Below are 24,937 nucleotides of genomic sequence, written 5' to 3'. Positions count from 1 at the left end.
TTGTCCTTTCTGCCAAGCTCGCTTTACGCCACAAAAGCCCTGTCAGCAAGGAGGCCGCCGATGAGCCAGAAACGCTTCACAACTGTTTTCGCGATTTACCCCGACCTTACGCACCTTGATTTCACCGGTCCGCATCAGGTGCTGTGCCGGTTACCGGGGGCAGAGACGATCATCGCCAGCCGCGAGGGCGGGGAAATAGTGGCGGAAGGCGGGCTTGTCATCGGCCGCACACGGAAGTTATCCGACATTGAGCGGTGCGATCTGATCTGCGTGCCCGGCGGGATGACCGCTACGACGGTTGCGCTGGACGAGGCGTTTGTGTCCGAAGTTCGCCGCCTGGCGCTGGGGGCCAAATATATCACGTCTGTCTGCACCGGGTCGCTGATCCTGGGGGCTGCAGGATTGCTGCAGGGCAAGCGCGCGGCCTGCCACTGGGCCTGGCGGGGCCTGTTACCGGAGTTCGACGCGATCCCGGATGAGGGGCGCGTGGTGCGCGATGGCAATGTGTTCACGGGCGGCGGCGTGACGGCGGGCATCGACTTTGCCTTCACCATGATGGCCGAGATTGCGGGCGAGGCCTATGCCAAGGCGCTGACGCTGGGCCTGGAATATGCGCCCGCGCCGCCTTTCAGGGGCGGGCGCCCGGAACTGGCTGACGGCGAGACCCTGGCCAGGGTCGCTGGAACCATGGATGGCGCGATGGCGCGGCGCGTGGCCGAGGCGCAGGAGGCAGGCGCCCGGATGCGAACTCGCATCAACGCCTAGGCAGGCGTGCCGTAAAGGTCGTAATCGTCGGCGCCGGTGATCTCTGCGCGGATGATGTCGCCTGCTTTCAAATGGCTGGCATTTTCCAGATAGACCACGGCGTCAACTTCCGGGGCGTCGGCCTGCGTGCGGGCGATCATCTCGCTGGCCTCTTCGCCGGGGCCATCGATGATGACGTCCAGCGTGCGACCGACCTGCGCTTCGGCGCGGGCGGCGGAGACTTCTGCCTGGGCTGCCATGAAGCGGTGCCAGCGATCTTCCTTCACCTCTTCGGGAACGTGACCTGCCAGCTTGCCGCTTTCGGCATGGGCGACGTTTTCGTATTTGAAACAGCCAGCCCGGTCGATCTTAGCTTCACGGATGAAGTCCAGCAGGATCTGGAAGTCTTCTTCGGTCTCACCGGGGAAGCCGACAATGAATGTGGAGCGGATCGCGAGGTCTGGCACCAGTTCGCGCCATTTCTGGATGCGGCTCAATACCTTGTCCTGATTGCCGGGGCGCTTCATGGCTTTGAGGACGTTGGCGGAGGCATGCTGGAACGGGATGTCGAGATAGGGCGTGATCAAGCCGTCAGCCATCAGCGGGATGACGTTATCCACGTGGGGGTAGGGGTAGACATAGTGCATCCGTGTCCAGACGCCGAGGCTGCCGAGGCCCTTGGCGAGATCGAGGAAGCGGGTCTGATATTCGCTGCCGCGCCAGGTTTCCGGCTTGTATTTGATGTCCAATCCGTAGGCGGAGGTGTCCTGGCTGATGACCAGGAGTTCCTTCACGCCGGCGGCCACCAGCTTTTCCGCCTCCATCAGCACATGATGGATGGGGCGGGAGACGAGATCGCCGCGCAGTTTCGGGATGATGCAGAAGCTGCAGCGATTGTTGCAGCCTTCGGAGATTTTCAGATAGGCGTAGTGGCGGGGCGTGAGCCGCAGGCCGCTTTCCGGCACGAGATCCAGATGCGGATTGTGCGGCGGGGTGAGGTGGGTGTGGACCGCCTCCATCACCGCCTCATACTGGTGCGGGCCGGTGACGGCGAGCACCTTGGGGTGGGCCTTCTCGATCACTTCGGGCTCCGCGCCGAGGCAGCCGGTGACAATGACACGGCCGTTGGCTTCGATGGCTTCGCCGATGGCCGAAAGGCTTTCATCGCGGGCAGAGTCGAGGAAGCCGCACGTGTTGACGAGCACGAGGTCTGCGCCCGCATAATCGGGGGCGATCTGGTAGCCTTCGGCCCGCAGGCGGGTGATGATGCGTTCGGAATCGACCAGCGCCTTGGGGCAGCCAAGCGATACGATGCCGACTTTCGGCTGGGTCTTCGGGCGCAGCGGCGCGGGGCGGTCGAGATTGAGCGTCATGGCGCCCTGCTATCGCGAAACAGCGTTTCAGGGAAGGCATTGCCGCACTGGGCTTCGATCAGGACTTGTTGCCCATGCGTTTCATGATCTCTGCAGCGCGGGCGTTCATCAGGCTTGCCATATCTGTTGGCCCCTGATTACGGGCGGGGTCTGCCGTGACACGGATGGAGTGCTGGGCCTGGCCCAGAATCGTGCCGAGACTGTCCTTGAAAGTGGCAAACACGGTGGCGACGCCTTCGGCGGTCAGTTTGACGGAGGCGCTGGTGGAGCCGCCGGGCGATATCCGTGCCGGCATCATCCAGCCCATTTCGGCGTTGGAGGCGGAGAACTCCACCTGTGTGGTTTCTCCATAGCCAGTGGCCTGAATGTCAGCCATCGCGCCAACAATGGCTTCGGTGATGCCGCTGAGAGAGCCTCCCATACCGAGGCGAGGGCCTGTGGACACGGAGTGTTTGGCGGGGTCTGCGGTGACCTGGATCGAGTGGGACGCATTGCCCAGAATATTGCCGAGCTTGTCCTTGAATGTGGCGGTGATGGTGGCAAGGCCCTCCGTTGTCAGACGTACGGAGGCGGCGACGGACCCGCCAATGGCGATTGGTTGGGGCATCATCCAGCCCATATCGGCGTTGGAGGCGGAGAATTCGACCTGTTCGCTCTCACCATAGCCCTGGGCAATGATGTCGGTCATGGTGCCGACGACCGCCTGGGTGATGCCGCTGAGAGAGCCGCCCATGCCGAGGCGGCGGCTATCGAAGGCGGTGCTTTGGACCGAGATTGAGTGGCTGGCGCTGGCGAGAGTGCCGCCGAACTTGTCCTGGGCGATGGCCTCAATGGACGTGGTGCCGGAGAGGTCCAGAGAGATCATGAAATTCGCGCTGCCGCCTGAGGCATTGACGATATCAATGCCGGAATTGCCGGCGGCGATGAATTTGACGGTTTCGGTTCCGTTGGGGAGCCCGTTGACGGTGATGAGGACGCGGTCGCCCTGTTTCGCGCTGGAGGGGGCAGTGAAATACATCGCGGAGGCTCCTTGTGACCCTACAAGGAGAGGCGCGATTTCGGTTCAATTCAGGTCAGGCAGAACGCGCAATTATTTGTGCGCGGGGGCATCAATCGGCCAGTTCGATGCCTTTTTCGGCCATCAGGTCGCGCAGTTCGCCGTTTTCGAACATCTCTTTGAGGATGTCGCAGCCGCCGACGAACTCGCCCTTCACGTAGAGCTGCGGGATGGTCGGCCAGTTGGTGTAGGCCTTGATGCCTTCGCGGACGGCCTGGTCTTCCAGCACGTTGGTGGAGACATATTCGACGCCGAGATAGTCCAGAATCTGGACCACGACCGAGGAGAAGCCGCATTGCGGGAAGGTCGGCGTGCCCTTCATGAAGAGGACAACGTCGTTGCTTTTGACGGCCTTGTCGATGGCGTCGAGGGTGGCCTGGTCGGTCATGAGAGTGTCTCCGCGTTTCTCGTTCATGTGAGGCGGCGGGGCGGCGGGGTCAAGAGGGCGGCACATGCGGCCGTATCCGGACTGGCGGTGCCATCCGGTTTTGGGCTGGTTTGCCCGGATCAACGTCATTAGAGATGCAGTGGGCCGTTAGCCCCAGCCGCTCCCATCCTCGGGCGACCTCCCCCCAAACCGAACGATACCGGCGCGGCTCCTGTGGGGAGGATGCATGGAGTTTGCGTGGGTGGGGGACCCGGTTGGATAAGTTCCACTTTCCGGGTGTCATCCCGGACGGCCTGCAGGGCCGATCCGGGACCTTGGATAGGGCGGGGGCCTATCCAACCTTGCGGCCGTTACCAGCCGCAGCTTTGCCCGGCGTTCTGGTCCTTCAGATACACCATCAGCGGGTCGAAGTATTCGATGATGGCGCTGCCGTCCATTTCGCGGGTGCCGGTGAATTTTTCCAGCGTGTCGGGCCAGGGCTGGGACATGCCGGCTTCCATCATTTCCTCGAAGCGGCGCCCAACTTCCTTGTTGCCATAGATGGAGCAGCGGTGGAGCGGTCCTTCCCAGCCGGCCTGCTCGCAGGCGGCCTTGTGGAACTGGAACTGCATGATGAAGCTGAGGAAGTAGCGCAGGTAAGGCGTGTTACCCGGAATGTGATATTTCGCACCCGGATCAAATGCATCAGCCGGGCGGGGCGCGGGCGGGATGATGCCCTGGTTCTTCAGGCGAATGTCCGTCCACGACTGGTTATACTGATCCGGCGGGGTTTCCCCCGAGAGGACCCCCCAGCGCCAACTGTCCACCGACAGGGCGAAGGGCAGGAAGGCGATCTTGTCGAGGGCGGTCTGCAGCAGCAAGGCCGTGTCGGCCTCCGCGCCGGGCTTTTCCGCCGCCGAGATCAGGCCGAGCTGTTCGAGATATTCCGGCGTGATGGAAAGGGCGATGAAATCTCCGATGGCTTCGTGGAAGCCATCATGAGCGCCGTTCTTGTAGAGGTGATCCTGATGGCGGTAGGCGAGCTGGTAATAGTTATGGCCCAGTTCGTGGTGGACGGTCTGGAAGTCTTCTGCGTTCACCTGCGTACACATCTTGATACGGACATCTTCATAGTCGTCGAGATCCCAGGCCGAAGCATGGCAGACGACCTCACGGCCCTCTGGCTTCGTGATCATCGAACGCTCCCAGAAGGTTTGCGGGAGCGATTGCAGGCCAAGCGAGGTGAAGAAGGCTTCGCCGGTCTGAACCATTTTCAAGGGCGTGTAGCCCTGCTCGTTCAGGCGGGTGGTGAGATCGTAGGCCGGGCTGGGCGTGTCGGTTTTCAGAATGTCGTAGACGCCCGACCATTGCTGGGCCCACATATTGCCGAGGAGGTCTGCGCGGATGGGGCCGGTGGCGGGCTGGACCGCGTCGCCATAATAGGTGTTGAGACGGCCACGCGCATAGCAGTGCAGTTCCTTGTAGAGGGGCTCCACCTGCGTCCACAGGCGCTGGACCTCAGCCTCCATCTGCGCGGGTTTCATGTCGTAATTAGACAGCCACATCTGGTCGAGGCTGGGATAGCCCAGCTCGCGGGCGCCTTCATTCGCAATGGTGACCATGCGCGCATAGTCCGGCGCCATGGGAGCGGCGATGGAATGCCAGCCCTCCCAGGCGGCCTGCAGCTCGGCCGGGTTGCGGGATTTCTCGATGATGCGGGAGGCTTCCAGCAGGTCGATCTCGCGGCCCTGGAACATGAACTTGCCGGTAGAATAGGTCGCGTCGAGCTTTGTCGTGATGTCGGCGAGTTCCTCGGCAGCGCCTTCGCGGGAGGGGGCAGGCAGGGTGATGCCGCTGCGCAGGATCTGGATCTTACGGGCTTCCTCGGGAGGCAGCGTCTTCACATCGAACCGTTTGGAGGCATTGGCGAGGCTGACGACCAGCTTGGTCATCTCGGCGCCCTGCTGGGCGGCCGCGGCATTGGTTTCCGGGGTGATGTTGGTGGCCTGCTCCCAATAGGCCTGGGCGGCCAGATGGCTTTTCGCGGCGATCTGGCTTTCGGCATCCTTGAGGAAGGCGCGGGCCTCGATGGCACGTTCTTCCATCGCGATGGCGGCGGGGTCGATCCGCGTTTTCGCGGGGCCGCAGGCCGCCAGCGCAGCCGCGAGGGCCAGCAGGCTGGCGGATATGGCGGCAGGTTTGAGGAATTGACGCATCATTGACGAAGCCCTCCCAGGCAATGCTGGCGGCAGCAGACCGCGAACCGGCCCTTACGTCAATTGTCTCTGTTGCGGGCTTCAGGGCGCCCGTGTTTTCAGGGCCAGGGCGTGAAGAACACCGCCCATGTCCCCCTTCAGGGCATCATAGACCATCTGATGCTGGCGGACGCGGGGCACCCCGGCAAAAGCGGTGCTGACGATCTCAGCCTGCCAGTGATTGTCGTCGCCGGCGAGGTCGGTGAGGGTGATTTCGGCGTCGGGGAACGCTTCGGTCAGGTATTTCATCAGCGTATCGCGGCTCATGCCCATGGCAGGTCTCCGGGGTCATTCAGGTGACTAGGCACATGCGGCGGCACACCTTATGGGTCAAGGCATGAGCGACACGAAACCTGCGACACCTCACGGGCCTTTTTCCCCTCGAAACCTGCTGATAGGCGCCGTTCTGGCGATTGCCATCCTGCTTGGCGGCTGGCTGCTCTGGCCGAAAGGCGGGGATGACCTGCCCGGCGTGACCTACCGGCCTGTCTATGTGGATGCCGGGGAGATGCTGCATCTGGCGCAGGTGCTGTCCTCCGACGCGCTGGAGGGCCGGGCGAGCGGCACGGCGGGGAACGAAGCGGCGCGCGGCTTCATCCACAAGCGGTTCGAGGAGATCGGCCTGCTGCCGCTGCCGGGTTTTACAGCTTACACGCATACCTTTCCGATCGTGCCGCGCGAGGCGGACGCGGCGCCGATCGTGGGGGCAAATCTGATCGGCTATATTCCGGGCAAGACACCGGGCGCGGGCCCGGCGCTGCTGGTGACGGCGCATTATGATCATCTCGGCGTGCGCGAGGGGGAGATCTATAACGGGGCGGATGACAATGCCTCGGGCGCCTCGGCGCTGGTGGCGGTGGCGGAGTATTTCGCGCTGCACCGGCCAGAGCATGACATGGTGATCGCCGCGCTGGACGCCGAAGAGATCGGCCTTCTGGGCGCGCGAGCGCTGGCGCGGATGGAGGGGTTTGATCATTCGCGCGTGGCGCTGAACCTCAATTTCGACATGGTGGGCCGCTCAGAAGCCGGCGAGCTTTATGTGGCGGGCACCTATCACACGCCGGATCTGGCCGGGATCATTTCGGAGATTGCCACCGATGCGCCGGTGACCCTGCTGATGGGGCATGACCGGCCGGAGGATGGGCCTAACGACTGGACGCTGCAGTCAGATCACGGGGTATTTCACCAGATGGGCATCCCGATCCTCTATTTCGGGGTCGAGGATCATCCGGGTTACCACAATCCGTCAGACGATTTCGAAAACCTGACGCTCGACTTCTTCGTGCGCGCGGCGGACACGCTGGTGATGGCGGCCCGGGCGGTGGACGCAAGACTGGCAGAGATATTCACGCTGCGCCGGGACCCGGCTGGCGAAACGCTTCAAACGGAAGGAAACGCACAATGACCACCACCACGGTCTCCCATATCCTCAAGGCTTCGACCCACCAGACCATTGGCGCCCTGAAGGGCATTCTGATCAAGGGTGAGGCCTATGCCCGCCAGCTGAATGTCGAGGACAGCGTGCTGCTTTCCCATCGTCTTTATCCGGACATGTTTGACCTGACGCGCCAGGTACAGATTGCCTGCGATACCGTAACGCGGGGCGCTGCGCGGCTGGCGGGGCTGGAGATGCCATCATTCCCCGATACGGAACAGACCTTCGGCGAGTTGATGGCGCGCTGTGACAAGGCGATTGCCTATGTGAACGGTGTGGACAGCGCAAAGATCGACGCCAATACCAATGTCACCCTGCAGATCCCGATGGGCGCCAACACCATGCCCATGGAAGGCAAGGCCTACCTTTCGGGCTTCATCCTCACCAACCTGCATTTTCATGCGGCGATTGCCTACGCATTGCTGCGGTCGCAGGGGCTGAACATCGGGAAACGGGACTATCTCGTGCCGGTTGAGTGACGTTTGCGTAATTAATCAGATTGCGGATTATACAGATTGTGAAGCGGCGGGCCGAAAGGTTCGCCGTTTTCCGTTTTGATACAAGGCTGACGCGGAAAATAGCATAAAATCGGAGGTTTCTGAGGAACCGTGACGCTGTTGCAACAGCTGCAGATTTCGAAACATTCACTGGAACTTCTTTCCAGCCGGCGCCGTTGTTTGCGTGCTTCGCCCGAATGGCGTGCATCAAACTCAGGTAGCGTTCTTGAAGGAGAAAACATGTTCAGATCCCTGCTTATCGCGACGGCTGCGACTGGCTTGGCCGCCGCTGCTCATGCACAGGAAGCCGGCCCTTATCTGGAAGGCGGATACCAGTATTTCGACATCAAGCCAGACGGCGCAGAAAGCGGCGTTGACACCCATGGTATCGCGGCGCGCGCCGGGTATCGTTTCAACAATATCTTCAGCCTTGAAACCGAACTCGCCACAGGCATCGACGACGGTGAGTTTGACTTCAATGTGGATGAAGATGAGTTCAATTTCGACGACAACAATGATGGCGATCTCAGCGATGTGATTGCGGCGTCCGGCGACATTGGCCTCAACTACCTTATTGGCATCTATGGCAAGGCAAATCTTCCGCTGACGGAACGCCTGAACGCTTATGCACGCGCAGGCTATGCCTATGTCGACCTTGATGCCTCACTGGAGACGCCCGGCGGGAATTTTATCAATGTGGAAGATTCTGCCGATGGCCCTGCTTTCGGTGCCGGCATGAGCTATGACCTCACCGACAACCTCTACCTCAAAGGTGACTACACCTATTACTCGTTCGACAGCACGGATACGAGCGGTGTGATGCTGGGTGTCGGCTACAAGTTCTGATCAGAACAGTAGCCTGATACTCCAGGCGAGGGCGCCCTTTCCCACTTCCCTGGGAAAGGGCGTTGCCCGTTCAGGTGGGGCGAAACTGGCGGTGGCGCAGGGTGTTGATGTTTGCCGCCAGATGGGTTGAGGAAGTGGTGGTCATCAGCAAGATGTCTGCGCCCGCTTCGTCATAGGCCCAGTTGAGCGCCTCATCTGGTGTGCTTGCGGTGACGGGTTCCGGCGCAGGGCCGCGCATCGCAAGGCGTTTTGCGGTCCGCCATAACTGCCCGCGCGTCATCTTTCCATGGGGGCGCAGGCCGCCCAGTATTTCTATGGCAAAGACCGCCCGGCCTCCAGCCCTTGCGCGCTGCGCCAATTCCGGACCGGGATTTCCGGGTATCCTGTTCAACGGTAGCATGACGGCTTCGAAAATGGGATCCTCCAGAGCGGTGAGCGCATCTTCCGTGCGCCCCGCAATTCCGAAATGATGGACCAAGCCGCTTGTGCGCAGCTCCATCAGTAGGCCGATGACCTCTGCCGTGATCTCGCTTCGCGCAGGCCCGTGAAGCCATAGAAGGTCAATGGCGGGGCGCCCGAGACGCTGGAGCGAGCCTTCAATGGAGGCGCGCAGACCTGCTGGCGAGAAATCTCTGGAACGTTTTTTCAGGCCGCTGGAGAGAAGACCCGCTTTGGTCATGACGAACGCATCCGCGCGGCGGGCCAGCGCCCGGCCCAGCCGGATTTCGCCAAGGCCGCCGCCATAGGATGGGCCGGTGTCGAAGACGGCGCCGCCACCTTCCAACATCTGATGGATGAGCGCGTCACAGGCGTGATCCGGCATCAGAGGCGTAGCAAGCGGGCCGCTGACACCGAAGCCGAAGGCAGGAAGACGGGATAGCCGATCTGCCAGGGTCATCGCGCGGGGCCCGTTCAGTCTACGGCGTTCATATAGCCAGGCAGCCAGCCCTCATGCACTTCGCGCAGGGTTTTCAGTGGCAGGACGGTTTTCTCGCCCTTGCGGACATCATGGAGAAGCGTGATCGCGCCGGTATTGTCAACGCTGCCGACATAAAGTGCGGGCACGTCGCCGATCAGATCGAAAACGGCATCTTCGCTCTTGGCGGCGACGAGGTAGCGGCCCTGGCTTTCGCTGAAGAGGGCAGCGAGGGCGCCGATGCGCGCAAGCCGGTCGCCCAGGTCCAGCGTGACGCCGACATTGCCGGCCAGGGCCATCTCGGCCGCCGCAGCGGCAAGACCGCCATCGCTGACATCGTGGACGGCATGGACGGCGCCGCTGGAGATGAGGGTGCGCACGGCGGCGGCGTTGGCGATTTCCGTTTCCAGATCCACCGGCGGGGGCGGGCCGAGATCGTCCCCCTTCAGGCCGAGCCATTTGCGGGCATAGAGCGAGGCGCCGAAATCCGCCTCGGTTTCACCGATCAGCACGAGGGCATCGCCCGGCTGCGCGCCTTTCAGGGTGGCGATTTTTGACAGGTCTTCGATCAGGCCGACGCCGCCGACGACGGGCGTGGGCGGGATGGCCTTGCCATCGGTCTCGTTATACAGCGACACGTTGCCGGAAACGACGGGGAAGTTCAGCACACGGCAGGCTTCGGCCATGCCTTCGATGGCCTTGACGATATAGCCCATCGTGGCGGGCTTTTCGGGGTTACCGAAGTTCAGGTTATCGGTGATGGCGATGGGCGTGGCGCCGACCGAGGAAAGGTTGCGGTAGGCTTCGGCCACGGCCTGCTTGCCGCCTTCATAGGGATCGGCGGAGACATAATGCGGGTTGCAGTCCGAACAGATGGCGAGCGCCTTGTTGGTGCCGTGAACGCGGACGATTGCCGCGTCGCCGCCCGACTGGGAGCTGTCGATCGTGTCGTTCATGACGTGGCGATCATATTGTTCCCAGACCCAGCGTTTGGAGGCCATGTCCGGTGTCGACATCAGCTTCACCAGCACATCTGCATAGTTGGCGGGGGCGGGGTGCTTTGCAATGTCGAAAGCCGGACGCTTTGGCGGCTCCGTCCACGGACGGTCATAGTTCGGGGCATCTTCGCCGAGCGGCGCAACGGGGATGTCGCACACCACTTCGCCGAACTGCTTGAGCACGAGGCGGCCGGTTTCAGTGGTGATGCCGATCACTTCGGCGTCGAGATCCCACTTGTCGAAGATCGCCTTGGCCACGGCTTCCTTGCCGGGCTTCAGGATCATCAGCATACGTTCCTGGCTTTCCGACAGCATGATTTCGTATGCCGTCATGCCGGTTTCGCGCTGGGGTACCTTGTCGAGGTCCATCTCGATGCCGACGCCGCCCTTGTCGGCCATCTCCACCGAAGAGGAGGTGAGGCCGGCCGCGCCCATGTCCTGGATGGACTGGATCGCGTCAGTCGCCATCAACTCGAGGCAGGCTTCGATGAGGAGTTTTTCGGTAAAGGGGTCGCCGACCTGGACGGTGGGGCGGTTGTCTTCCTCGCCTTCGGTGAATTCGGCCGAGGCCATCGTGGCGCCGTGAATGCCGTCGCGGCCGGTCTTGGAGCCCACATAGAGGATGGGCAGGCCGGGCAGGGCGCCGCGCGCATAGAAGATCTTGTCCTGATCGGCGAGGCCGACGGCCATCGCATTGACCAGGATGTTGCCGTTATAGCCTTCGTCGAACTGGGTTTCGCCGGCCACTGTGGGCACGCCGACGCAGTTGCCATAGCCGCCGATGCCGGCCACGACGCCGGAGACGAGCTGGCGGGTCTTGGGGTGGCTGGGATCACCGAAACGCAGGGCGTTGACGAGGGCCACGGGGCGCGCGCCCATGGTGAACACATCGCGCAGGATGCCGCCGACGCCTGTGGCTGCGCCCTGATAGGGCTCGATATAAGAGGGGTGGTTGTGGCTCTCCATCTTGAAGATGGCGGCCTGGCCATCGCCGATGTCGATCACGCCGGCATTCTCGCCGGGCCCCTGGATGACGCGCGGGCCTTTGGTGGGGAATTTCGACAGGTGGCGGCGCGAGGATTTGTAGGAGCAATGCTCCGACCACATGACCGAATAGATGCCGAGTTCGACAAGGTTCGGATTGCGGCCCAGGCGGCTGACCAGCCGCTCCCATTCATCGGCCTTGATGCCGTGCCCGGCGCCGGAGGCGGCGTCCTGCTCGGCTTTGAGATGGGAAAGAATGGCAGCGGTATCAGTCATCGGTTTGGCCCGTGAGGTAAGATTTGGCGCAGCGCTATTCGGGTTCGCGGCTGGGTTCAACCCGCGCGCTTTAACCTGCGGCGGCGCGCTCGGCCAGCCTTGTTGTGTCATCGGCGCGGGGCAGGGTGGACAAAACGTGACGCATGCGTCACTTTTGTGGCGGGAGGAATTGAAAATGGTTGAAACTTTGCCCGGCTTTGCGGGCGAGATGATCGCGCGTGTTCGCGCGCCGTTGGCGCAGGCGTGGACCTTGCCGGTGGCGGCGTACACCTCCGGGGAGGTATATGCACGCGAGGAGGCGCGCATTTTCCGGCGCAGCTGGTGGCCGCTGGCGCGGCTGGATCAGGTGGGCAGTCCGGGGGATTACCTCTCGCTCGATCTGGCAGGGCAGCCGGTGATGGTGGTGCACGGGCATGATCGCAAAGTGCGCGTGCTGTCGCGCGTCTGCCGCCACCGGGCGGCGCTGGTGGCCGAAGGGGCGGGGAACCGGAAACTCTTCACCTGCCCTTATCATTCCTGGAGCTATGACACGGGCGGGGCGCTGGTACGCGCGCCACTTATGGAGGGCGCAGAAGGGTTTGACCCCGCCGCCTGCAACCTGACTGAAATCCGCAGCGAGATTTGGGAAGGGTTCATTCTGGCCAATCTTGACGCCGAAGCGCCACCGTTTGCCCCGCAGGTGGATACCTACACGCGCTATTTCGAGAATTTCCGCCTGTCTGACCTGATCGTGGCGCGGACACTGGAGTTCGAGCATGGCTGGAACTGGAAGGTGCTGGTCGAGAATTTCATGGAGGCTTACCACCATATCGGCGTGCATCCGGAAACGTTTGAGCCGGCCTTCCACGCCCGCGATTCCCGCGTGCCGGAGAGCGATGGGCCATGGTCTATCCTCCACATGCCATCGGCGCATCCCGATGAGCCCTCCATTCTGCCGCCACCGCCGGGGCTGGAGGATTGGCAGGCGAAAGATCTGTTTGCCTCGGTTGCCTTTCCGCATTTCCTGCTGGGTATCCAGGGCGCCTCGGTGCTCTGGTATCAGCTCTTTCCAAACGGCCCGGACACGCTGAGCCTCAAGATCCATATCTGCCTGCCCTTCTGGCTGCAGGAAGCCGAAGGGTTTGAGGAAATCGTTGAAGGCACAGCGCAGTTTGCCACCGCCATCCATATGGAAGACATCGCCGCCAATGACAGCGTCTGGGCCGGGCTGAGCGCGCCGCTGACCGGGCAGGGGCGGCTATCCCCTCTGGAGAAATCGATCTGGCAGATGAACCAGTGGTGGCTGGATCAGATGACGGGAGTGTAACGCTCCGGCGGCTTGGCGGAAGGCGCGGCGCACGGCTAGAGAGGACGGGCAACCACGGAGTGCCCCATGCCACACCTTGCCCGCCGGACTGTTCTTCTGGGTATGGGGGCAAGCGCGCTTGCTGCGTGCGCCAGCCAGCCTGTGACGATGACGGCGCTACCGCTCGCGCGGCCCTTTCCGAAGGTGCTTTCCCAGCGGGACCGGATTACGCGGACGGTGGTGGGCCTGCGCCCGTTCCGGCCTCAGGGGTTCCGGCTGGAGGCGGAGCGTTTTGGCGACAAGACCGTGATCCACAATTACGGCCATGGCGGCTGCGGCGTGACCCTTTCCTGGGGCACCAGCCAGCGCGCGGCCGTGATGGCGGGGGAAACCGGGCGGCTGGATGTGGCGATCCTTGGCGGCGGGGTGATGGGGCTGACGAGCGCGCTGATCCTGGCGCGGCGGGGCCACGCCGTGACGGTGTATGCCGAGCTGATGCATCCGAACACGACCTCAAATATTGCCGGCGCGCTGTGGCTGCCCTCAAGCCTCTATGACCGGGACGTGGCGAGCGAGGAATTCCTGCGGCTCAACTGGCAGGTGACGCGCGAGGCGCATCGCGGATTTCTGCCTTATGTGAACCGGCCGGGCTATGGCGTCAGCTGGGTGCAGCATTCGGAAGTGTCCAACCGGGTGCGGGATCCGCGCTGGGCGCTGCCGGGCGGGGATGATCTGTATCCGGATCTTGACGTGCGCACCACGGAGACGCGGTTTGGCTTTCCCTATGAGGAACGCTATCATGCGATGATGATCGACCCGGACTATTATCTCGACATGCTGATGAAGGATGCCCAGCTTGCCGGGGCGAAGTTCATTGCGCGGCGGTTTGAAACGCTTGAGGAAGTTCTCGCCCTTCCGCAGCCGGTGGTGGCGAACTGCACGGGGCTGGGCGCCGCGAAACTGTTTGGCGATGAAACGCTGATGCCGATCCGCGGGCAGCTGTCACATCTGCTGCCGCAGCCGGAGATTGACTATTCCTATACGGCGCCGGGGGCGGGCGGCGCGCTCTACATGTTCCCGCGCAAGACAGGTCTGGTACTTGGCGGCAGCCATGGGCGCGGGGATTTCTCGATGGATGTGAGCGAGGAAGAACTGACCCGCATGATTGATGGCCATGCGGCGCTGGCCGAGCGGGCGGCGTTTTCGACCTGGGTGCCAAACTAGGCCATTTCTGGGCAATTCTGCGGCGGGGGAAACCTGCGGCTTTCTGATGCGTTGGCAATTTCAAGTGACGCACCAGAGGAGCTAAATCATGCGGAACCCATTGATTGCCCTTATTCCCGCCGCGCTGATTGCAGGCGCTGCTTATGCCCAGACTGAGCCGGAGGCCACTGATCCTCAGCCGGTTGAGGCGGTTGAGGCAGAAGTTGACGAGCAGGCCGAGGAAGAAGAGGAAGCTCCGCCCCCGCCGGAAGCAGTGGTTGTTGAAGCGCAGGGAAGCTGGGACCGCGCCACCACCTCAGGCCGCGATACCGTGACCTATACGTCTACGGACGGTGAGGAACTCTTCTCGGCGACGTGCATGACGGCCGATACCGAAATGGGTGACCGGATTCTGCAGATCAAGGCAGTTTCCGCTGAGGACACGGTGGGCGCCATCGACATGTTCACTTCGGCCGGCAATGCCCGCCTTCCCGCTGCGCCCGGCATGACGCCCGATACGGCTGAGGGCCTTACGGAAGCGGTGAGCCACCCGGCCTATGTGCTGGCCTCCGGCGCCGGGGAAATCAAGGTTACGTCTGGCGCGCGGGGTATCGTATTCGAGACCGACCCGATGCTGAAAAGCGTGATCCGAGATTGCTACCCTGACTTTGCGGCGGGCTTTGCCGCTGCTCCGGAGACGGAGGAAGAGGCAGAAGATGCGCCCGGTGAGCCAACTGAAGAGGCCGAGCCCAACAGCTAAGCCTGCGACAATCCGCAAATATTACGGCCGTCTGGGATCAGGCGGCCGTTTCTATTGCGGCAAGGTGGCGCTGTTTGTCCGCCTCCGGAAGGAAGCTGGCAGTGAAACTGTTGCGGGCAAGCTGGATGATCTGCTGATCCGAGAGGCCAAGCGCGGCGGCAGTCTGCTCATAGTTGCGGCCGATATAGCCACCAAAATACGCTGGATCATCCGAATTGACGGTGACGAGAAGGCCCGCTTCGAGCTGGGCTTTTACGGGGCTCTGCTTCAGGTCGTCGATCACGCAGAGCGACAGGTTTGACAGGGGGCAATTGGTCAGCGGGATCTGCATTTCACGGATCATGCTGACGAGTTCGGGGTCTTCCATGCAGCGATTGCCATGGTCGATGCGGTCCACGCCGATGTCGAGCAGGGCTTCGCGGACATAGGAGGGCGGGCCTTCTTCGCCGGCATGCATGCAGAGCTTGAAGCCCATCTCGCGGCAGCGCTGGTAGAGGCGCTCGAACTTCAGCGGCGGGTGGCCCATTTCCGAGGAATCGAGACCGACGCCGATGAACTTGTCGTGCCAGGGTTCAGATTGAACCAGAAGGTCAAAGCCGTCCTCTTCGGAGAGATGCCGCAGGAAACTCATGATGAGATAGGAGCTGATGCCGAGTTCCTGCTCGCCCTTTTTGATGGCGGCAAGGATACCATCAGTGACGACGCCAAAGGGCACGCCGCGCTCGGTATGAGCCTGAGGATCGTAGAACATCTCGACATGGCGCACATTGTCGGCCTTCGCGCGCTGGAGATAGGCCCAGGTCAGGTCGAAGAAGTCTTCCTCGGTGCGCAGCACCTGCATGCCCTGATAATAGAGGTCGAGGAATTCTTGAAGGTTGGAGAAGTTGTAGGCGGCCCTGGCGTCTTCCAGCGTCTTGAAGGGCAGGGTGATCCTGTTGCGCTCGGCCAGCGCCATCATCAGTTCGGGCTCGAAGCTGCCTTCGATGTGGAGGTGAAGCTCAGCCTTGGGTAGGCGTTGGATCAGATCGGTTTGCATTCTGCAAGCATGGCACAATGGGTGCGAGTCAGGAAGGCCCGCCGCCGGTCAGCATAGCCGTCGAAGCTCTCCAGGCACCGCATGGGTGTCAAAAAATGCACCGCTGCCCAAGCCTTGCCACGCAATGCGCCCGGATTGAGCCAGTTCCCGCAGCCGCCAGAGCAGGACGTGGTAATCAGCGATGTGCCAGCCGTCCTTGTTGAACTCGTTCCATATGTTCGCGAAGAGACGCTCAAGCTTCTCCCAGTACATAGGGATATGATTCAATATTGCCGGGTCCAGCCAGTCTTCCGGACGCTCTGCAAGTCGTCCGGCCTCGAATATCCGTATACAGGCTGTGTCCCTTGCGGACAGCTCGTAGAGGTCCGACAGGTGCCGCGCGAGCGCCGGGTCCAGTTCACTGGCAAGCGTACCCAGTTCCGGCACCAGCTCCGGCGCGAACCCGCCCGTCCCGGACACATCCGGCGCCTGCCGTGCGGTGTCGATGAATTGAGCACCTAGAAACTCCGGCCCCGAGTGAAGGAACGCGCTCAAGGAGGACATTTCGCTTATGCGTCGCGCGCAGTACCAGACTGTCGTCTGTCCGTCCCATTTGTTCGTATATTGCCGGAAAAGCGTCTCGCAGCGCGGTTGTTCGTCGTCAAGTGCAACGAACTCTTCCAATCCCGGCGCATATGTCCGGCACCATGCCGTTCTTTCTTCCCCCGCATAAAGCAAGGGCAGAGGGCCGGCCTGCGCCATGAGCGGATCGAGGATCAGCAGGTGCTGGAATCGTATGCCTGAGAGGTCGCCCCAACGCTTCAGCATCCCCGCTGCAGATGGACAAAAGACAACCTGCAACCTCTCCGGGGAGAGGGGGCTGATCACGCCGCCGCCATCAGGCTCTTGAACAGGGCGATGCCGTCGGTGCCGCCTTCATGGTCGCCGATGGCGCGTTCGGGGTGGGGCATCATGCCGAGGATGCGGCCGTTTTCCGAGAGGATGCCGGCGATGTCTCGCGCAGCGCCGTTGGGATTTTCGCCTGCGGCATAGCGGAAGGCGACCCGGCCTTCGCCTTCCAGGCGGTCCAGCGTCGCGTCATCGGCAAAGAAGTTGCCTTCGGCATGGGCGATCGGGATGACGACTTCGCTGCCGCCGGTATAGGCGCTGGTGAAGGCGGTGTTGCTGCTCTCGACTTTCAGTTTCTGCGGGCGGCAGACGAAGTGAAGCGAGGCATTACGCACCAGCGCGCCGGGCAGGAGGCCGGTCTCGGTGAGGATCTGGAAGCCGTTGCAGACGCCGAGGATGTATCCGCCGCGCTCGGCATGGGCTTTCAGCTGCGAGATGATGGGCGAGTTGCCCGCCATGGCGCCGCAGCGGAGATAGTCGCCGTAGGAGAAGCCGCCGGGCACCATCACAAGGTCTGTTCCTGCGGGGATCTCCCCATCCTTGTGCCAGACCATGGCCGGGGCTTTGCCGGTCAGCTTGGCCAGCGCAACTTGCGCGTCACGATCACAGTTCGAGCCGGGAAAGACGATAACAGCGGATTTCATGGGCGCTCTTTAGCAAAGAGTCGGAGCGTTTGGAAACGGGAATGACGCTGGCCCACGCAGTGAGGCAATAAAGCCACATAAGGCGTTGAAAGGATTGGAAGAGGCTTGCCCGAATGCCGGCTCCGGGCCATCTTCCTTTCACCACACACAGGAGAAATCAGATGAAAAAAGTGATGATGGCTCTGATCGCAGTCGTTGCTCTGCCGGCGCTGGCAGCCTGCAACACGATTGAAGGCGTTGGCAAAGACGTGAAGGCCGGTGGCCAGGCGGTTGAAGAGACTGCCAAGGAAGTCAAAGAAGAGATCACGAAGTAAGATCTTCCGGCAGGCGGCGGGGCGCGATGCCTTGCCGCCTGTTCCTATTTGCCCTGGAAGATGAACCAGGCGCCGAGCGCAATCAGGCCGAACCCGATGGCGTGGTTCCAGCCGAGCGGCTCTTTCAGCACCCACACCGAAAATCCGGCGAACACGATCAGGGTGATCACCTCCTGAATCGTTTTCAGTTCCGCCGCCGAATAGACCGAATGCCCCCAGCGGTTGGCCGGCACGGCGAAGATGTACTCGATCAGCGCAATGCCCCAGCTGGCGAGGATCACCAGCATTAGCGGTACAGTCTTGAATTTGAGGTGGCCATACCAGGCCAGGGTCATGAAGAGATTGGAAATCGACAGAAGGACAATCGGCAGGACATGCGGCGGCATGAGGGGCTCCGGAAAGCGGGCGAGGGTCAGTCTTCAAACGTGGCGATCACCGGCACATGGTCTGACGGTTTCTCCAGGGCGCGGGCCTTCCGGTAAATTTCGGCGCCTGTGAGACGGTCTGTCATGCGGGGGCAGGCGAGGATGTGGTCGATCCGGATGCCGTGATCTTTCTGGAACGCGCCGCCCTGATAATCCCAGAAGGTGTATTGGTGGGCGCGGCCATCGCAGGCTTCGAAGGCATCGGTGAGGCCAAGATGCTTGAGCTGGCGCCAGGCAGCGCGGGTTTCCGGCAGGCCGAGGGCGTCTGTGTTCCAGACCGTATCGTCCCAGCAATCTTCCGGGGCGGGAATGGCGTTATAGTCCCCGCAGAGCACGAATGGCTCCTCCGCTTTCAGGAGGCTGCGGGCATGGTCTTCCAGCGCGGCGACCCATTCCAGCTTGTAGTCATATTTCTCGCCGGGCGCAGGGTTGCCATTGGGCAGGTAGAGCCCGCCGACGCGCACGGGCCGCTGTGCCAGGACGGTCGCCTCTATATAACGGGCCTGATCGTCCTTCAGGGTGGACATCTCGCGGGTGACATCTTGCAGGGGAAATTTCGACAGGATGGCCACGCCATTATAGCTTTTCTGGCCATGGACGGCGCAGTTCCAGCCCATTTCCTCGATTTCGAGATAGGGGAAGGCGTCCGTTTCGCACTTCAACTCCTGCAGGCAGACCACATCTGCCTTGATATCGTTCAGCACCTGCAGAACAGTCGGCAGGCGGGCTTTCATCGAATTGACATTCCAGGTCGCTATACGCATGCGGTAACCTCTTAAGCAGCTTCGCGCCATTGTTCCAGCAGCGGCCGGGCTCTATACTCGCATAAACTTGAGGAGTCGCGTTCATGGCGCCAAGCTGGATTCAAATTCTGATCGTGGTCGTCATCGCCCTGCTGTTGTTCGGCGGCCGGGGACGCATTTCATCCATCATGGGCGACATGGCCAAGGGCATCGGCGCCTTCCGCAAGGGCCTCAAGGATGAGGAAGCCAAGCCGGTGACGAAGGACGAGATGGTCGACATCACGCCCAAGAAGGACGAGACGAAGACATCGTCCTGATGACGCAAGCGGAGGGCGGATAGCCATGCTGCCCGGCATCGGGTTTTCCGAATTATTGCTGATTGGCCTTGCGGCCCTGATCATCATTGGTCCCAAGGACCTGCCGATGATGATGCGCAAGCTTGGCCAGATCATGGGCAAGGGCCGGCGCATGGCGCGCGAGTTCCAGGCAGCATTTGACGACATCGCCCGCCAGAGCGAGCTGGACGAGCTGAAGAAGGAAATCCAGGAGCTGCGCAAATCCAACACGCTGACCTCCGCGCAGGATGACCTGGCCGCCTATGAGGCGGATGTGAACTCCGCCATCATGCGCGAACACCCGGCCGCAGCCCCGCCGCCGCCCGCAGAGCCGGAGAGCAAGCCGGACGAGCTGCCGGATGCAGCACCGGCCAGCAAGGGCGGCCCCGCATGAGCCAGGCCCCCCCCAAGGACGAGCAACCCGAAATCCTCGATGATGAGGTGGAATCCAGCCGCGCGCCGCTGCTGGACCATCTGATCGAGCTGCGCGGGCGGCTGATCAAGATGCTGCTGGCGCTGGGGGTGGCGACGATTGGCGCCTTCTTCTTTGCCGACCTGATCTACAATTTGCTGGTGGCGCCGTTTGCCTCGGTCGCTGAAGACGTGCGCGGCTCGAAGCTGGAGTTCATTTTCACCGCGCCGATGGAATTCTTCTTCGCCAAGCTGAAGCTGGCGCTGTTTGCCGGCGTGTTTCTGGCTTTCCCCGTGATCGCCTGGCAGATTTATGCCTTCGTGGCACCGGGGCTCTACAAGTCCGAGCGCGGGGCGTTCTGGCCATATCTTGTCTTCGCGCCGATCCTCTTCTCGCTGGGCGCGGCGTTTGTGTATTTCATCATGCTGCCGATGCTGGCGCGCTTCACCATTTCGATGGAGCAGGTGGACGCCGCGCAGACGACCATCAAGATGATGCCGCGCGTGGGGGATTATCTGTCTCTCGTGATGGCGCTGATGCTGGCGTTTGGCATTTCGTTCCAGCTGCCGGTGATCCTGACCCTTCTGGGAAAGATTGGCCTTGTATCCTCATCGGGCCTCGGCAAGGGCCGCAAATACGCCATCGTCGGCATCCTTGCCTTTGCCGCACTGTTCACGCCGCCCGACGCTATTTCACAGCTTCTTCTGGCGGCGCCGGTCTACCTTCTCTACGAGATTTCCATCTTCTGCGTGCGCATGATCGAGCGGAATGCGGAAAAGGCAGAGGCGGCGGCAGCGGCCGAATGATTTTCCCTGCAGCGGCGGCGTTGCAATTTGCGGTGAGGTGTTGAACCTAGGCGCCGGATAGAAACCCCATCGTCTCCCGAGAAACGAGGAGCCTGCCCGAGTGTCGCGCGTTAAAAGCGTCCTGCTGGTCGATTTCGACAATATATACGGCGCGACCAGTGAAGAGGTTGTCAGCGGACTGTCCAATTGGCTGCTCTGGCTGGAGGATGGCGCCTTCTCGCCGAAGAATCGCCGCCGCCGGTTCATCGACAAGCGCGTCTACTGGAACCTGCAATTCGACAAGTATCGCCCGGAATTTGAGCGCGCGGGATTCTCTGCCTACAATTGCCGGGCGCTGGCCAAGCGCAAGATCAGCGCGGGCAAAAGCTCGGCCGATATCGTGCTGACGATGGACGCGATCGAGATTGCGCTGGTGAATGAGGATGTCGAGGAGTTCGTCATCCTGACGACCGACTCAGACTTTGTGCCGGTGGTGAACCGTGTGCAGGCCGGCGAGCTGCGGGTGGTGGCCTGCGGCAAGGAAACCGACCCGACCTATGAGCTGTTCAGCCAGTATGCCGATGCCGCGATCCATATCGGCGCGCTGAAGGCAGCGTTCAGCTATGAGCGCGCCAAGCGCAAATGGTATCGCCTGCGCTCGCCGCCGCCGGAGATTGCGCCGCTGACGCTGGTAAGGGAGCGCCGCTCGCCGCTGATGGGCAGGGTGCGCGCCGCGCTGGAGACGAGCGAGGCGCCCAAGGACGGGCCGCCGCCAGAGCTGCTGCGCGCCGCGGCGATCATCAAGGAGCTGGGCGAGCGGATGCCGGATCAGCCGCTGTCGAAATCGCGGATCGTGCGGGCGCTGAGCCTCATTCAGGAATTCACGCCCACCTATCAGGCCGGCCTGCGCCCCTGGTTTGGCCACAAGAACTTCGCCGCGATGATGCGCCGCCTGTCGCAGATACAGCCGGCCATCGAGGTGACCACGCTGGGCAAGAACAAGGTGGAGACTGTGTGGCGCGAGCCTGCAGAAGCGCCGCCGCCAAAACCCAAGACGCCCCCACCGGTGGATGATGAGCCCGAGGCCCGCCTGCTGCCGCGCGAGCGTGAGCGCACGCCGCTGGCGCTGCTGGCCGAGGCGGCGAAGGATGTGGACCTGCCCGATCCTGTAGAGGATACGGCAGAAGAGGCCCCCGAAGAGGACGCCGAGGACGAAGACGCCGAGGCCGAGGGGATGACCAGCCGGGTGTGACCTGTGGACAGGAGGGGGCGGCGCGGATTAGAGCCTTCCCATTACCCACTGACCCCAGAGCCTGAGGCTTCCCAATGTTCGATATCCGCGCCATCCGCGAAAACCCTGACCTGTTCATCCGTGCCTGGAACCGCCGGAAAGAAGGTCTGGGCTCATCGTCCGTCGCGAAGATCCTGGAGCTGGACAAGGCCTGGCGCGAGGCGACCACCGCCAAGCAGGACTCCGAAAGCGCCCGCAACGCCAATTCCAAGCTGATTGGCCAGGCGAAAGCCAAGAAGGACGAGGCAGAGGCCGAGCGCCTGATGGCGCTGGTGGCCGAGGCGAAGACCACTATCGAGCAGGCGAGCGAAGCGGAAGAGACCGCGCGCAAGGCGCTCGACGATCTGCTGATGGGCCTGCCGAACCTGCCGCTGGACGAAGTGCCGGAGGGCAGTGATGAGCATGGCAATGTCGAGCAGCATAAATGGGGCACCCCCAAGGGGATCAACGCGCCGAAGGACCATGCGGACCTCGGCGAAGCGCTGAAAGGGCAGGGCGGATTTCCGCTGATGGACTTTGAAGCCGCCGCCCGGATGAGCGGCGCGCGCTTCGTGGCGCTGCGCGGCAAGCTGACCCGGCTAGAGCGGGCGCTCGCCAACTTCATGCTCGACCTTCAGACCACAGAGCATGGGTATGAGGAGGTTAGCCCTCCGCTGCTGGTGCGGGATCAGGCGCTGTTGGGGACCGGGCAGTTGCCGAAGTTTGAAGAGGATCTATTCCATACCAACATGCAATCTGCAGCTTTGCGGGATAGCCTTCGCCGCGCCAGCGACGAGTTCATTTCGCTTTCAGAAAAACGAAACAATCTTCTAAAAGCATTCGTAACGGCCGAGGATACTGCGCGGACCAACGGCACCGACACCAGTTGGACTAAAGGAATATATCAAGAGTTTGCGGAGTCGCTCGAACGCACGGTAGAATCTCATAAATGGTTTCAAACTCAGTTTGATGGATCACAAAATGTGCGATCGACAGCGCATTACCTTATTCCCACCGCTGAAGTTCCCCTGACCAACCTCGTCCGTGAGCAGATTATAGAATCTGCGCAACTCCCCCTCCGCTTCACCGCCCACACGCCCTGCTTCCGCTCCGAGGCGGGCAGCGCGGGGCGCGACACGAAGGGCATGATCCGCCAGCACCAGTTCAACAAGGTGGAGCTGGTTTCCATTGTGGCGAATGAGGAAGAGGGGCTGAAGGAACTCGAACGGATGACGGGGTGTGCCGAGGAAGTGCTCAAACGCCTGGAGCTGCCCTTCCGCCGCATGCTGCTCTGCACCGGCGACATGGGCGCGGGCGCGCGCAAGACCTATGACCTTGAAGTGTGGCTGCCCTCGCAGAACACCTATCGCGAGATTTCGTCCTGCTCTTACTGCGGGGACTTCCAGGCCCGCCGCATGGACGCCCGCTACCGGCCCGAGCCGAAAGCGAAACCCGAATACGTCCACACGTTGAACGGCTCTGGCCTGGCCGTCGGCCGCACGCTGGTGGCGGTGCTTGAGAATTATCAGAATGCGGATGGGTCGATCACGGTACCCAAAGCGCTTGTGCCGTATATGGGCGGGGTAACGGAGATCAAATGAGAATTCTCCTGACCAATGACGACGGCATCAACGCGCCCGGTCTCTCCGTTCTCGAAGAGATTGCCAAGGAGCTTTCCGACGACATCTGGATTGCTGCGCCAGAGGAAGAACAATCCGGCAAGGGGCGGGCGATTTCGCTGACGCAGCCGGTGCGGGTGCGCAAGGTGGGGGCGAAGGCCTGGGCGGTTGCGGGATCGCCCTCGGACGCGGTTCTGCTGGCGCTGCGCGACCTGATGCCGGAGATGCCCGACCTTGTGCTCTCCGGCGTCAATCGCGGGCAGAACATTGCCGAGGATACGAGCTTTTCCGGTACCATCGCGGCGGCGATGTTCGGCATGCAGCTTGGCGTGCCCTCGATTGCGCTGAGCCAGGCGCAGAACTTCCGCGAGCGCGGCTCCCTCTCCTGGGAGACGGCCAAGGCCTGGGGCGCCAAGGCTATCCGCCCGCTGCTGGAGATGGGCTGGCCCAATGACGTGGTGATGAATGTGAACTTCCCGGATGTGGAGCCCGGCGATGTGCGCGGCATCCAGATCACCCGGCAGGGCTTCCGCGATGAGGCCATCATCCACACCGACCGGCGGGAAGACCTTCGCGGGAATGATTATTACTGGATCGGTTATCGCGGGAAGTTGTCCAAGCCGGACGAAGGCACCGACATCCGCGCGATCTATGACGGTTTTGTCTCCATCTCGCCGCTGCATGTGGATTTGACGCACGAGCCGTTCCTGAAAACCCTGAAGGAGTCATGGCAGAGCTGATCGCCGACCCCTTCCGCGCTGCGCGGCTTCTCCTGCATCTGCGGCAGGAGGGGGTGACCGATCCTCTGGTGCTGGCGGCGATGGAAACCATCGGCCGGGCCGCCTTTGTGGACGCGCCGGGGCTGGAGGCGCTGGCGTTTGAGGACGCGATGCTGCCCGTGCCTTGCGGGCAGGTGATGCTGCGGCCGTCTGCGACTGGACATCTGCTGCAGGCGATGGGCCTGACGCGAGAAGGGGATGCGCGCGTGCTGCTGGTGGGGTTTGGCTCCGGTTATATGGCGGCGCTGCTGGCCCAGCTGGCGGGGCACGTGTTTGCGGTGGAGCGGTTCGGGCGGCTGGCCGATGAAGGCCGCGCGCGGATGGCGCGGCTGGGTATTGCGAATGTATCGGTGTCTCAGGGCGACGGCCTCAATGGCTGGGCAGAGCAGGGGCCGTTCGATGCCATCGTGCTGGCTGGGGCGGTTGAGACCGTTCCCGAAGGCCTGGCCTCGCAGCTCGCTCGCCATGGCCGGCTGGTTGTGCCTGTGGCGGCAGGGCCAGCCCAGACCAACCTTGTAAGCGTTACCGCAACGGGCGAGGTAGCCGGGCGCCACCCTCTCTTTCAGTGGATGCCCCGGCTTCTCGAAGGGCGCGCGCAAATGCTTTGAATGCAGAGGGAATCGCCTGCAGGGGTAGTTTGCCAAGGCGGGGCTGCCCCGCTATACGCCTCAGTTCCCTTTTCCCGCCGCAG

General features: G+C 62.3%; 27 protein-coding genes. 15 read left to right on the top strand and 12 right to left on the bottom strand.

Translation table 11 applies throughout. The features are described from left to right. Positions 1 to 60 precede the first annotated feature (60 nt). Complete coding sequence (locus BBF93_RS09175) at positions 61 to 765, top strand: DJ-1/PfpI family protein (RefSeq protein WP_114105708.1); 705 nt, start codon at positions 61 to 63, stop codon at positions 763 to 765. On the opposite strand, the gene rimO is transcribed toward BBF93_RS09175, so the two are convergent. The 5 genes from rimO to BBF93_RS09150 form a co-directional block, all read right to left on the bottom strand. Beyond that, entirely contained in the window at positions 762 to 2,117 is a 1,356-nt protein-coding gene (rimO, locus tag BBF93_RS09170) for a 30S ribosomal protein S12 methylthiotransferase RimO (RefSeq protein ID WP_114105707.1), read from the bottom strand. The genes BBF93_RS09175 and rimO overlap by 4 nt on opposite strands. Positions 2,118 to 2,175: 58 nt before the next feature. Then, positions 2,176 to 3,135: a hypothetical protein gene (locus BBF93_RS09165; protein WP_114105706.1), complete on the bottom strand. Its 960-nt coding sequence runs from the start codon at positions 3,133 to 3,135 to the stop codon at positions 2,176 to 2,178. A 91-nt stretch (positions 3,136 to 3,226) separates the two neighbouring features. Beyond that, a complete protein-coding gene (grxD, locus tag BBF93_RS09160) occupies positions 3,227 to 3,562 on the bottom strand; it encodes a Grx4 family monothiol glutaredoxin (protein WP_035595968.1) in 336 nt (111 codons plus the stop codon). A gap of 350 nt (positions 3,563 to 3,912) precedes the next feature. Further along, the gene (locus tag BBF93_RS09155; RefSeq protein ID WP_114105705.1) at positions 3,913 to 5,760 is read right to left on the bottom strand and encodes a M2 family metallopeptidase; all 1,848 of its coding nucleotides are present in this window, start codon (positions 5,758 to 5,760) and stop codon (positions 3,913 to 3,915) included. A 78-nt stretch (positions 5,761 to 5,838) separates the two neighbouring features. Beyond that, positions 5,839 to 6,069 carry a BolA/IbaG family iron-sulfur metabolism protein gene (locus tag BBF93_RS09150; protein WP_035595971.1) on the bottom strand — a complete coding sequence of 77 codons (231 nt, stop codon included), beginning with the start codon at positions 6,067 to 6,069 and terminating at the stop codon, positions 5,839 to 5,841. 64 nt (positions 6,070 to 6,133) lie between these two features. Between BBF93_RS09150 and BBF93_RS09145 the strand changes: the two genes are divergently transcribed. From BBF93_RS09145 to BBF93_RS09135, 3 genes are all read left to right on the top strand, one after another. Then, entirely contained in the window at positions 6,134 to 7,201 is a 1,068-nt protein-coding gene (locus BBF93_RS09145) for a M28 family peptidase (protein WP_162174017.1), read from the top strand. Further along, entirely contained in the window at positions 7,198 to 7,710 is a 513-nt protein-coding gene (locus BBF93_RS09140; RefSeq protein ID WP_035595973.1) for a DUF1993 family protein, read from the top strand. The genes BBF93_RS09145 and BBF93_RS09140 overlap by 4 nt, the downstream gene beginning before the upstream one ends. A 258-nt stretch (positions 7,711 to 7,968) precedes the next feature. Beyond that, entirely contained in the window at positions 7,969 to 8,574 is a 606-nt protein-coding gene (locus tag BBF93_RS09135) for a porin family protein (protein WP_114105704.1), read from the top strand. 70 nt (positions 8,575 to 8,644) lie between these two features. On the opposite strand, the gene BBF93_RS09130 is transcribed toward BBF93_RS09135, so the two are convergent. Both BBF93_RS09130 and purL read right to left on the bottom strand, forming a co-directional pair. Continuing rightward, on the bottom strand, positions 8,645 to 9,472 hold the full coding sequence (locus BBF93_RS09130; protein WP_114105703.1) for an aldo/keto reductase: 828 nt from the start codon (positions 9,470 to 9,472) through the stop codon (positions 8,645 to 8,647). 14 nt (positions 9,473 to 9,486) lie between these two features. After that, on the bottom strand, positions 9,487 to 11,748 hold the full coding sequence (gene purL / locus BBF93_RS09125; RefSeq protein ID WP_035595979.1) for a phosphoribosylformylglycinamidine synthase subunit PurL: 2,262 nt from the start codon (positions 11,746 to 11,748) through the stop codon (positions 9,487 to 9,489). 175 nt (positions 11,749 to 11,923) lie between these two features. On the opposite strand from purL, the gene BBF93_RS09120 reads away from it, so the two are divergent. The 3 genes from BBF93_RS09120 to BBF93_RS09110 all read left to right on the top strand — a co-directional run bounded on the left by BBF93_RS09120 (position 11,924) and on the right by BBF93_RS09110 (position 14,996). Then, a complete protein-coding gene (locus tag BBF93_RS09120; RefSeq protein ID WP_162786491.1) occupies positions 11,924 to 13,054 on the top strand; it encodes an SRPBCC family protein in 1,131 nt (376 codons plus the stop codon). A 66-nt stretch (positions 13,055 to 13,120) separates the two neighbouring features. Beyond that, positions 13,121 to 14,257 (top strand): FAD-dependent oxidoreductase, encoded by a 1,137-nt coding sequence (locus BBF93_RS09115; protein WP_114105701.1) that lies wholly within the window; start codon positions 13,121 to 13,123, stop codon positions 14,255 to 14,257. 88 nt (positions 14,258 to 14,345) lie between these two features. Further along, the gene (locus BBF93_RS09110) at positions 14,346 to 14,996 is read left to right on the top strand and encodes a hypothetical protein (RefSeq protein WP_035595983.1); all 651 of its coding nucleotides are present in this window, start codon (positions 14,346 to 14,348) and stop codon (positions 14,994 to 14,996) included. Positions 14,997 to 15,033: 37 nt separating this feature from the next. Here BBF93_RS09110 and BBF93_RS09105 read toward each other — a convergent pair whose 3' ends face one another. The 3 genes from BBF93_RS09105 to purQ are packed head-to-tail and all read right to left on the bottom strand — an operon-like array spanning position 15,034 to position 17,564. Then, positions 15,034 to 16,032, bottom strand: coding sequence for an adenosine deaminase (locus tag BBF93_RS09105; RefSeq protein WP_114105700.1), 999 nt, complete (start codon positions 16,030 to 16,032; stop codon positions 15,034 to 15,036). A 48-nt stretch (positions 16,033 to 16,080) separates the two neighbouring features. Next, positions 16,081 to 16,839: a DUF3658 domain-containing protein gene (locus tag BBF93_RS09100; protein WP_035595987.1), complete on the bottom strand. Its 759-nt coding sequence runs from the start codon at positions 16,837 to 16,839 to the stop codon at positions 16,081 to 16,083. A 56-nt stretch (positions 16,840 to 16,895) separates the two neighbouring features. Then, a complete protein-coding gene (gene purQ / locus BBF93_RS09095) occupies positions 16,896 to 17,564 on the bottom strand; it encodes a phosphoribosylformylglycinamidine synthase subunit PurQ (RefSeq protein ID WP_114105698.1) in 669 nt (222 codons plus the stop codon). Between the two features lie 161 nt (positions 17,565 to 17,725). Between purQ and BBF93_RS09090 the strand changes: the two genes are divergently transcribed. Beyond that, on the top strand, positions 17,726 to 17,878 hold the full coding sequence (locus BBF93_RS09090; protein WP_084324201.1) for an entericidin A/B family lipoprotein: 153 nt from the start codon (positions 17,726 to 17,728) through the stop codon (positions 17,876 to 17,878). Positions 17,879 to 17,922: 44 nt separating this feature from the next. Here BBF93_RS09090 and BBF93_RS09085 read toward each other — a convergent pair whose 3' ends face one another. After that, entirely contained in the window at positions 17,923 to 18,264 is a 342-nt protein-coding gene (locus BBF93_RS09085) for a DMT family protein (RefSeq protein ID WP_035595991.1), read from the bottom strand. 26 nt (positions 18,265 to 18,290) lie between these two features. Next, positions 18,291 to 19,067 (bottom strand): exodeoxyribonuclease III, encoded by a 777-nt coding sequence (locus BBF93_RS09080; RefSeq protein WP_114105697.1) that lies wholly within the window; start codon positions 19,065 to 19,067, stop codon positions 18,291 to 18,293. A gap of 83 nt (positions 19,068 to 19,150) precedes the next feature. Here BBF93_RS09080 and tatA point away from each other — a divergent pair, with 83 nt between their 5' ends. From tatA to BBF93_RS09045, 7 genes are all read left to right on the top strand, one after another. After that, positions 19,151 to 19,363, top strand: a complete 213-nt coding sequence (tatA, locus tag BBF93_RS09075; RefSeq protein ID WP_035595995.1) for a twin-arginine translocase TatA/TatE family subunit — start codon at positions 19,151 to 19,153, stop codon at positions 19,361 to 19,363. A gap of 25 nt (positions 19,364 to 19,388) precedes the next feature. Then, entirely contained in the window at positions 19,389 to 19,775 is a 387-nt protein-coding gene (gene tatB / locus BBF93_RS09070) for a Sec-independent protein translocase protein TatB (RefSeq protein WP_051612376.1), read from the top strand. Further along, a complete protein-coding gene (gene tatC / locus BBF93_RS09065) occupies positions 19,772 to 20,599 on the top strand; it encodes a twin-arginine translocase subunit TatC (RefSeq protein WP_114105696.1) in 828 nt (275 codons plus the stop codon). Before tatB ends, tatC begins: the two co-directional genes overlap by 4 nt. Before the next feature lie 100 nt (positions 20,600 to 20,699). Beyond that, complete coding sequence (locus BBF93_RS09060) at positions 20,700 to 21,830, top strand: NYN domain-containing protein (RefSeq protein ID WP_114105695.1); 1,131 nt, start codon at positions 20,700 to 20,702, stop codon at positions 21,828 to 21,830. A gap of 74 nt (positions 21,831 to 21,904) precedes the next feature. Next, entirely contained in the window at positions 21,905 to 23,449 is a 1,545-nt protein-coding gene (gene serS / locus BBF93_RS09055; RefSeq protein WP_114105694.1) for a serine--tRNA ligase, read from the top strand. After that, the gene (gene surE, locus BBF93_RS09050; protein WP_035596000.1) at positions 23,446 to 24,207 is read left to right on the top strand and encodes a 5'/3'-nucleotidase SurE; all 762 of its coding nucleotides are present in this window, start codon (positions 23,446 to 23,448) and stop codon (positions 24,205 to 24,207) included. Before serS ends, surE begins: the two co-directional genes overlap by 4 nt. After that, complete coding sequence (locus BBF93_RS09045; protein ID WP_114105693.1) at positions 24,195 to 24,854, top strand: protein-L-isoaspartate O-methyltransferase; 660 nt, start codon at positions 24,195 to 24,197, stop codon at positions 24,852 to 24,854. The genes surE and BBF93_RS09045 overlap by 13 nt, the downstream gene beginning before the upstream one ends. The last annotated feature ends 83 nt before the right edge of the window (positions 24,855 to 24,937 follow it).

It is taken from the genome of Hyphomonas sp. CACIAM 19H1, assembly GCF_003325995.1.
GTDB classification, from domain to species: Bacteria; Pseudomonadota; Alphaproteobacteria; order Caulobacterales; family Hyphomonadaceae; genus Hyphomonas; species Hyphomonas polymorpha.
This window is presented reverse-complemented; position numbering and strand designations above follow the sequence as displayed.

What these genes read in the sequence shown, in the direction of transcription:
- BBF93_RS09175 (WP_114105708.1), top strand. Translation starts at nt 61, where the DNA reads ATGAGCCAGAAACGCTTCACAACTGTTTTCGCGATTTACCCCGACCTT.
- rimO (WP_114105707.1), bottom strand. Translation starts at nt 2,117, where the DNA reads ATGACGCTCAATCTCGACCGCCCCGCGCCGCTGCGCCCGAAGACCCAG.
- BBF93_RS09165 (WP_114105706.1), bottom strand. Translation starts at nt 3,135, where the DNA reads ATGTATTTCACTGCCCCCTCCAGCGCGAAACAGGGCGACCGCGTCCTC.
- grxD (WP_035595968.1), bottom strand. Translation starts at nt 3,562, where the DNA reads ATGACCGACCAGGCCACCCTCGACGCCATCGACAAGGCCGTCAAAAGC.
- BBF93_RS09155 (WP_114105705.1), bottom strand. Translation starts at nt 5,760, where the DNA reads ATGATGCGTCAATTCCTCAAACCTGCCGCCATATCCGCCAGCCTGCTG.
- BBF93_RS09150 (WP_035595971.1), bottom strand. Translation starts at nt 6,069, where the DNA reads ATGGGCATGAGCCGCGATACGCTGATGAAATACCTGACCGAAGCGTTC.
- BBF93_RS09145 (WP_162174017.1), top strand. Translation starts at nt 6,134, where the DNA reads ATGAGCGACACGAAACCTGCGACACCTCACGGGCCTTTTTCCCCTCGA.
- BBF93_RS09140 (WP_035595973.1), top strand. Translation starts at nt 7,198, where the DNA reads ATGACCACCACCACGGTCTCCCATATCCTCAAGGCTTCGACCCACCAG.
- BBF93_RS09135 (WP_114105704.1), top strand. Translation starts at nt 7,969, where the DNA reads ATGTTCAGATCCCTGCTTATCGCGACGGCTGCGACTGGCTTGGCCGCC.
- BBF93_RS09130 (WP_114105703.1), bottom strand. Translation starts at nt 9,472, where the DNA reads ATGACCCTGGCAGATCGGCTATCCCGTCTTCCTGCCTTCGGCTTCGGT.
- purL (WP_035595979.1), bottom strand. Translation starts at nt 11,748, where the DNA reads ATGACTGATACCGCTGCCATTCTTTCCCATCTCAAAGCCGAGCAGGAC.
- BBF93_RS09120 (WP_162786491.1), top strand. Translation starts at nt 11,924, where the DNA reads ATGGTTGAAACTTTGCCCGGCTTTGCGGGCGAGATGATCGCGCGTGTT.
- BBF93_RS09115 (WP_114105701.1), top strand. Translation starts at nt 13,121, where the DNA reads ATGCCACACCTTGCCCGCCGGACTGTTCTTCTGGGTATGGGGGCAAGC.
- BBF93_RS09110 (WP_035595983.1), top strand. Translation starts at nt 14,346, where the DNA reads ATGCGGAACCCATTGATTGCCCTTATTCCCGCCGCGCTGATTGCAGGC.
- BBF93_RS09105 (WP_114105700.1), bottom strand. Translation starts at nt 16,032, where the DNA reads ATGCAAACCGATCTGATCCAACGCCTACCCAAGGCTGAGCTTCACCTC.
- BBF93_RS09100 (WP_035595987.1), bottom strand. Translation starts at nt 16,839, where the DNA reads ATGCTGAAGCGTTGGGGCGACCTCTCAGGCATACGATTCCAGCACCTG.
- purQ (WP_114105698.1), bottom strand. Translation starts at nt 17,564, where the DNA reads ATGAAATCCGCTGTTATCGTCTTTCCCGGCTCGAACTGTGATCGTGAC.
- BBF93_RS09090 (WP_084324201.1), top strand. Translation starts at nt 17,726, where the DNA reads ATGAAAAAAGTGATGATGGCTCTGATCGCAGTCGTTGCTCTGCCGGCG.
- BBF93_RS09085 (WP_035595991.1), bottom strand. Translation starts at nt 18,264, where the DNA reads ATGCCGCCGCATGTCCTGCCGATTGTCCTTCTGTCGATTTCCAATCTC.
- BBF93_RS09080 (WP_114105697.1), bottom strand. Translation starts at nt 19,067, where the DNA reads ATGCGTATAGCGACCTGGAATGTCAATTCGATGAAAGCCCGCCTGCCG.
- tatA (WP_035595995.1), top strand. Translation starts at nt 19,151, where the DNA reads ATGGCGCCAAGCTGGATTCAAATTCTGATCGTGGTCGTCATCGCCCTG.
- tatB (WP_051612376.1), top strand. Translation starts at nt 19,389, where the DNA reads ATGCTGCCCGGCATCGGGTTTTCCGAATTATTGCTGATTGGCCTTGCG.
- tatC (WP_114105696.1), top strand. Translation starts at nt 19,772, where the DNA reads ATGAGCCAGGCCCCCCCCAAGGACGAGCAACCCGAAATCCTCGATGAT.
- serS (WP_114105694.1), top strand. Translation starts at nt 21,905, where the DNA reads ATGTTCGATATCCGCGCCATCCGCGAAAACCCTGACCTGTTCATCCGT.
- surE (WP_035596000.1), top strand. Translation starts at nt 23,446, where the DNA reads ATGAGAATTCTCCTGACCAATGACGACGGCATCAACGCGCCCGGTCTC.
- BBF93_RS09045 (WP_114105693.1), top strand. Translation starts at nt 24,195, where the DNA reads ATGGCAGAGCTGATCGCCGACCCCTTCCGCGCTGCGCGGCTTCTCCTG.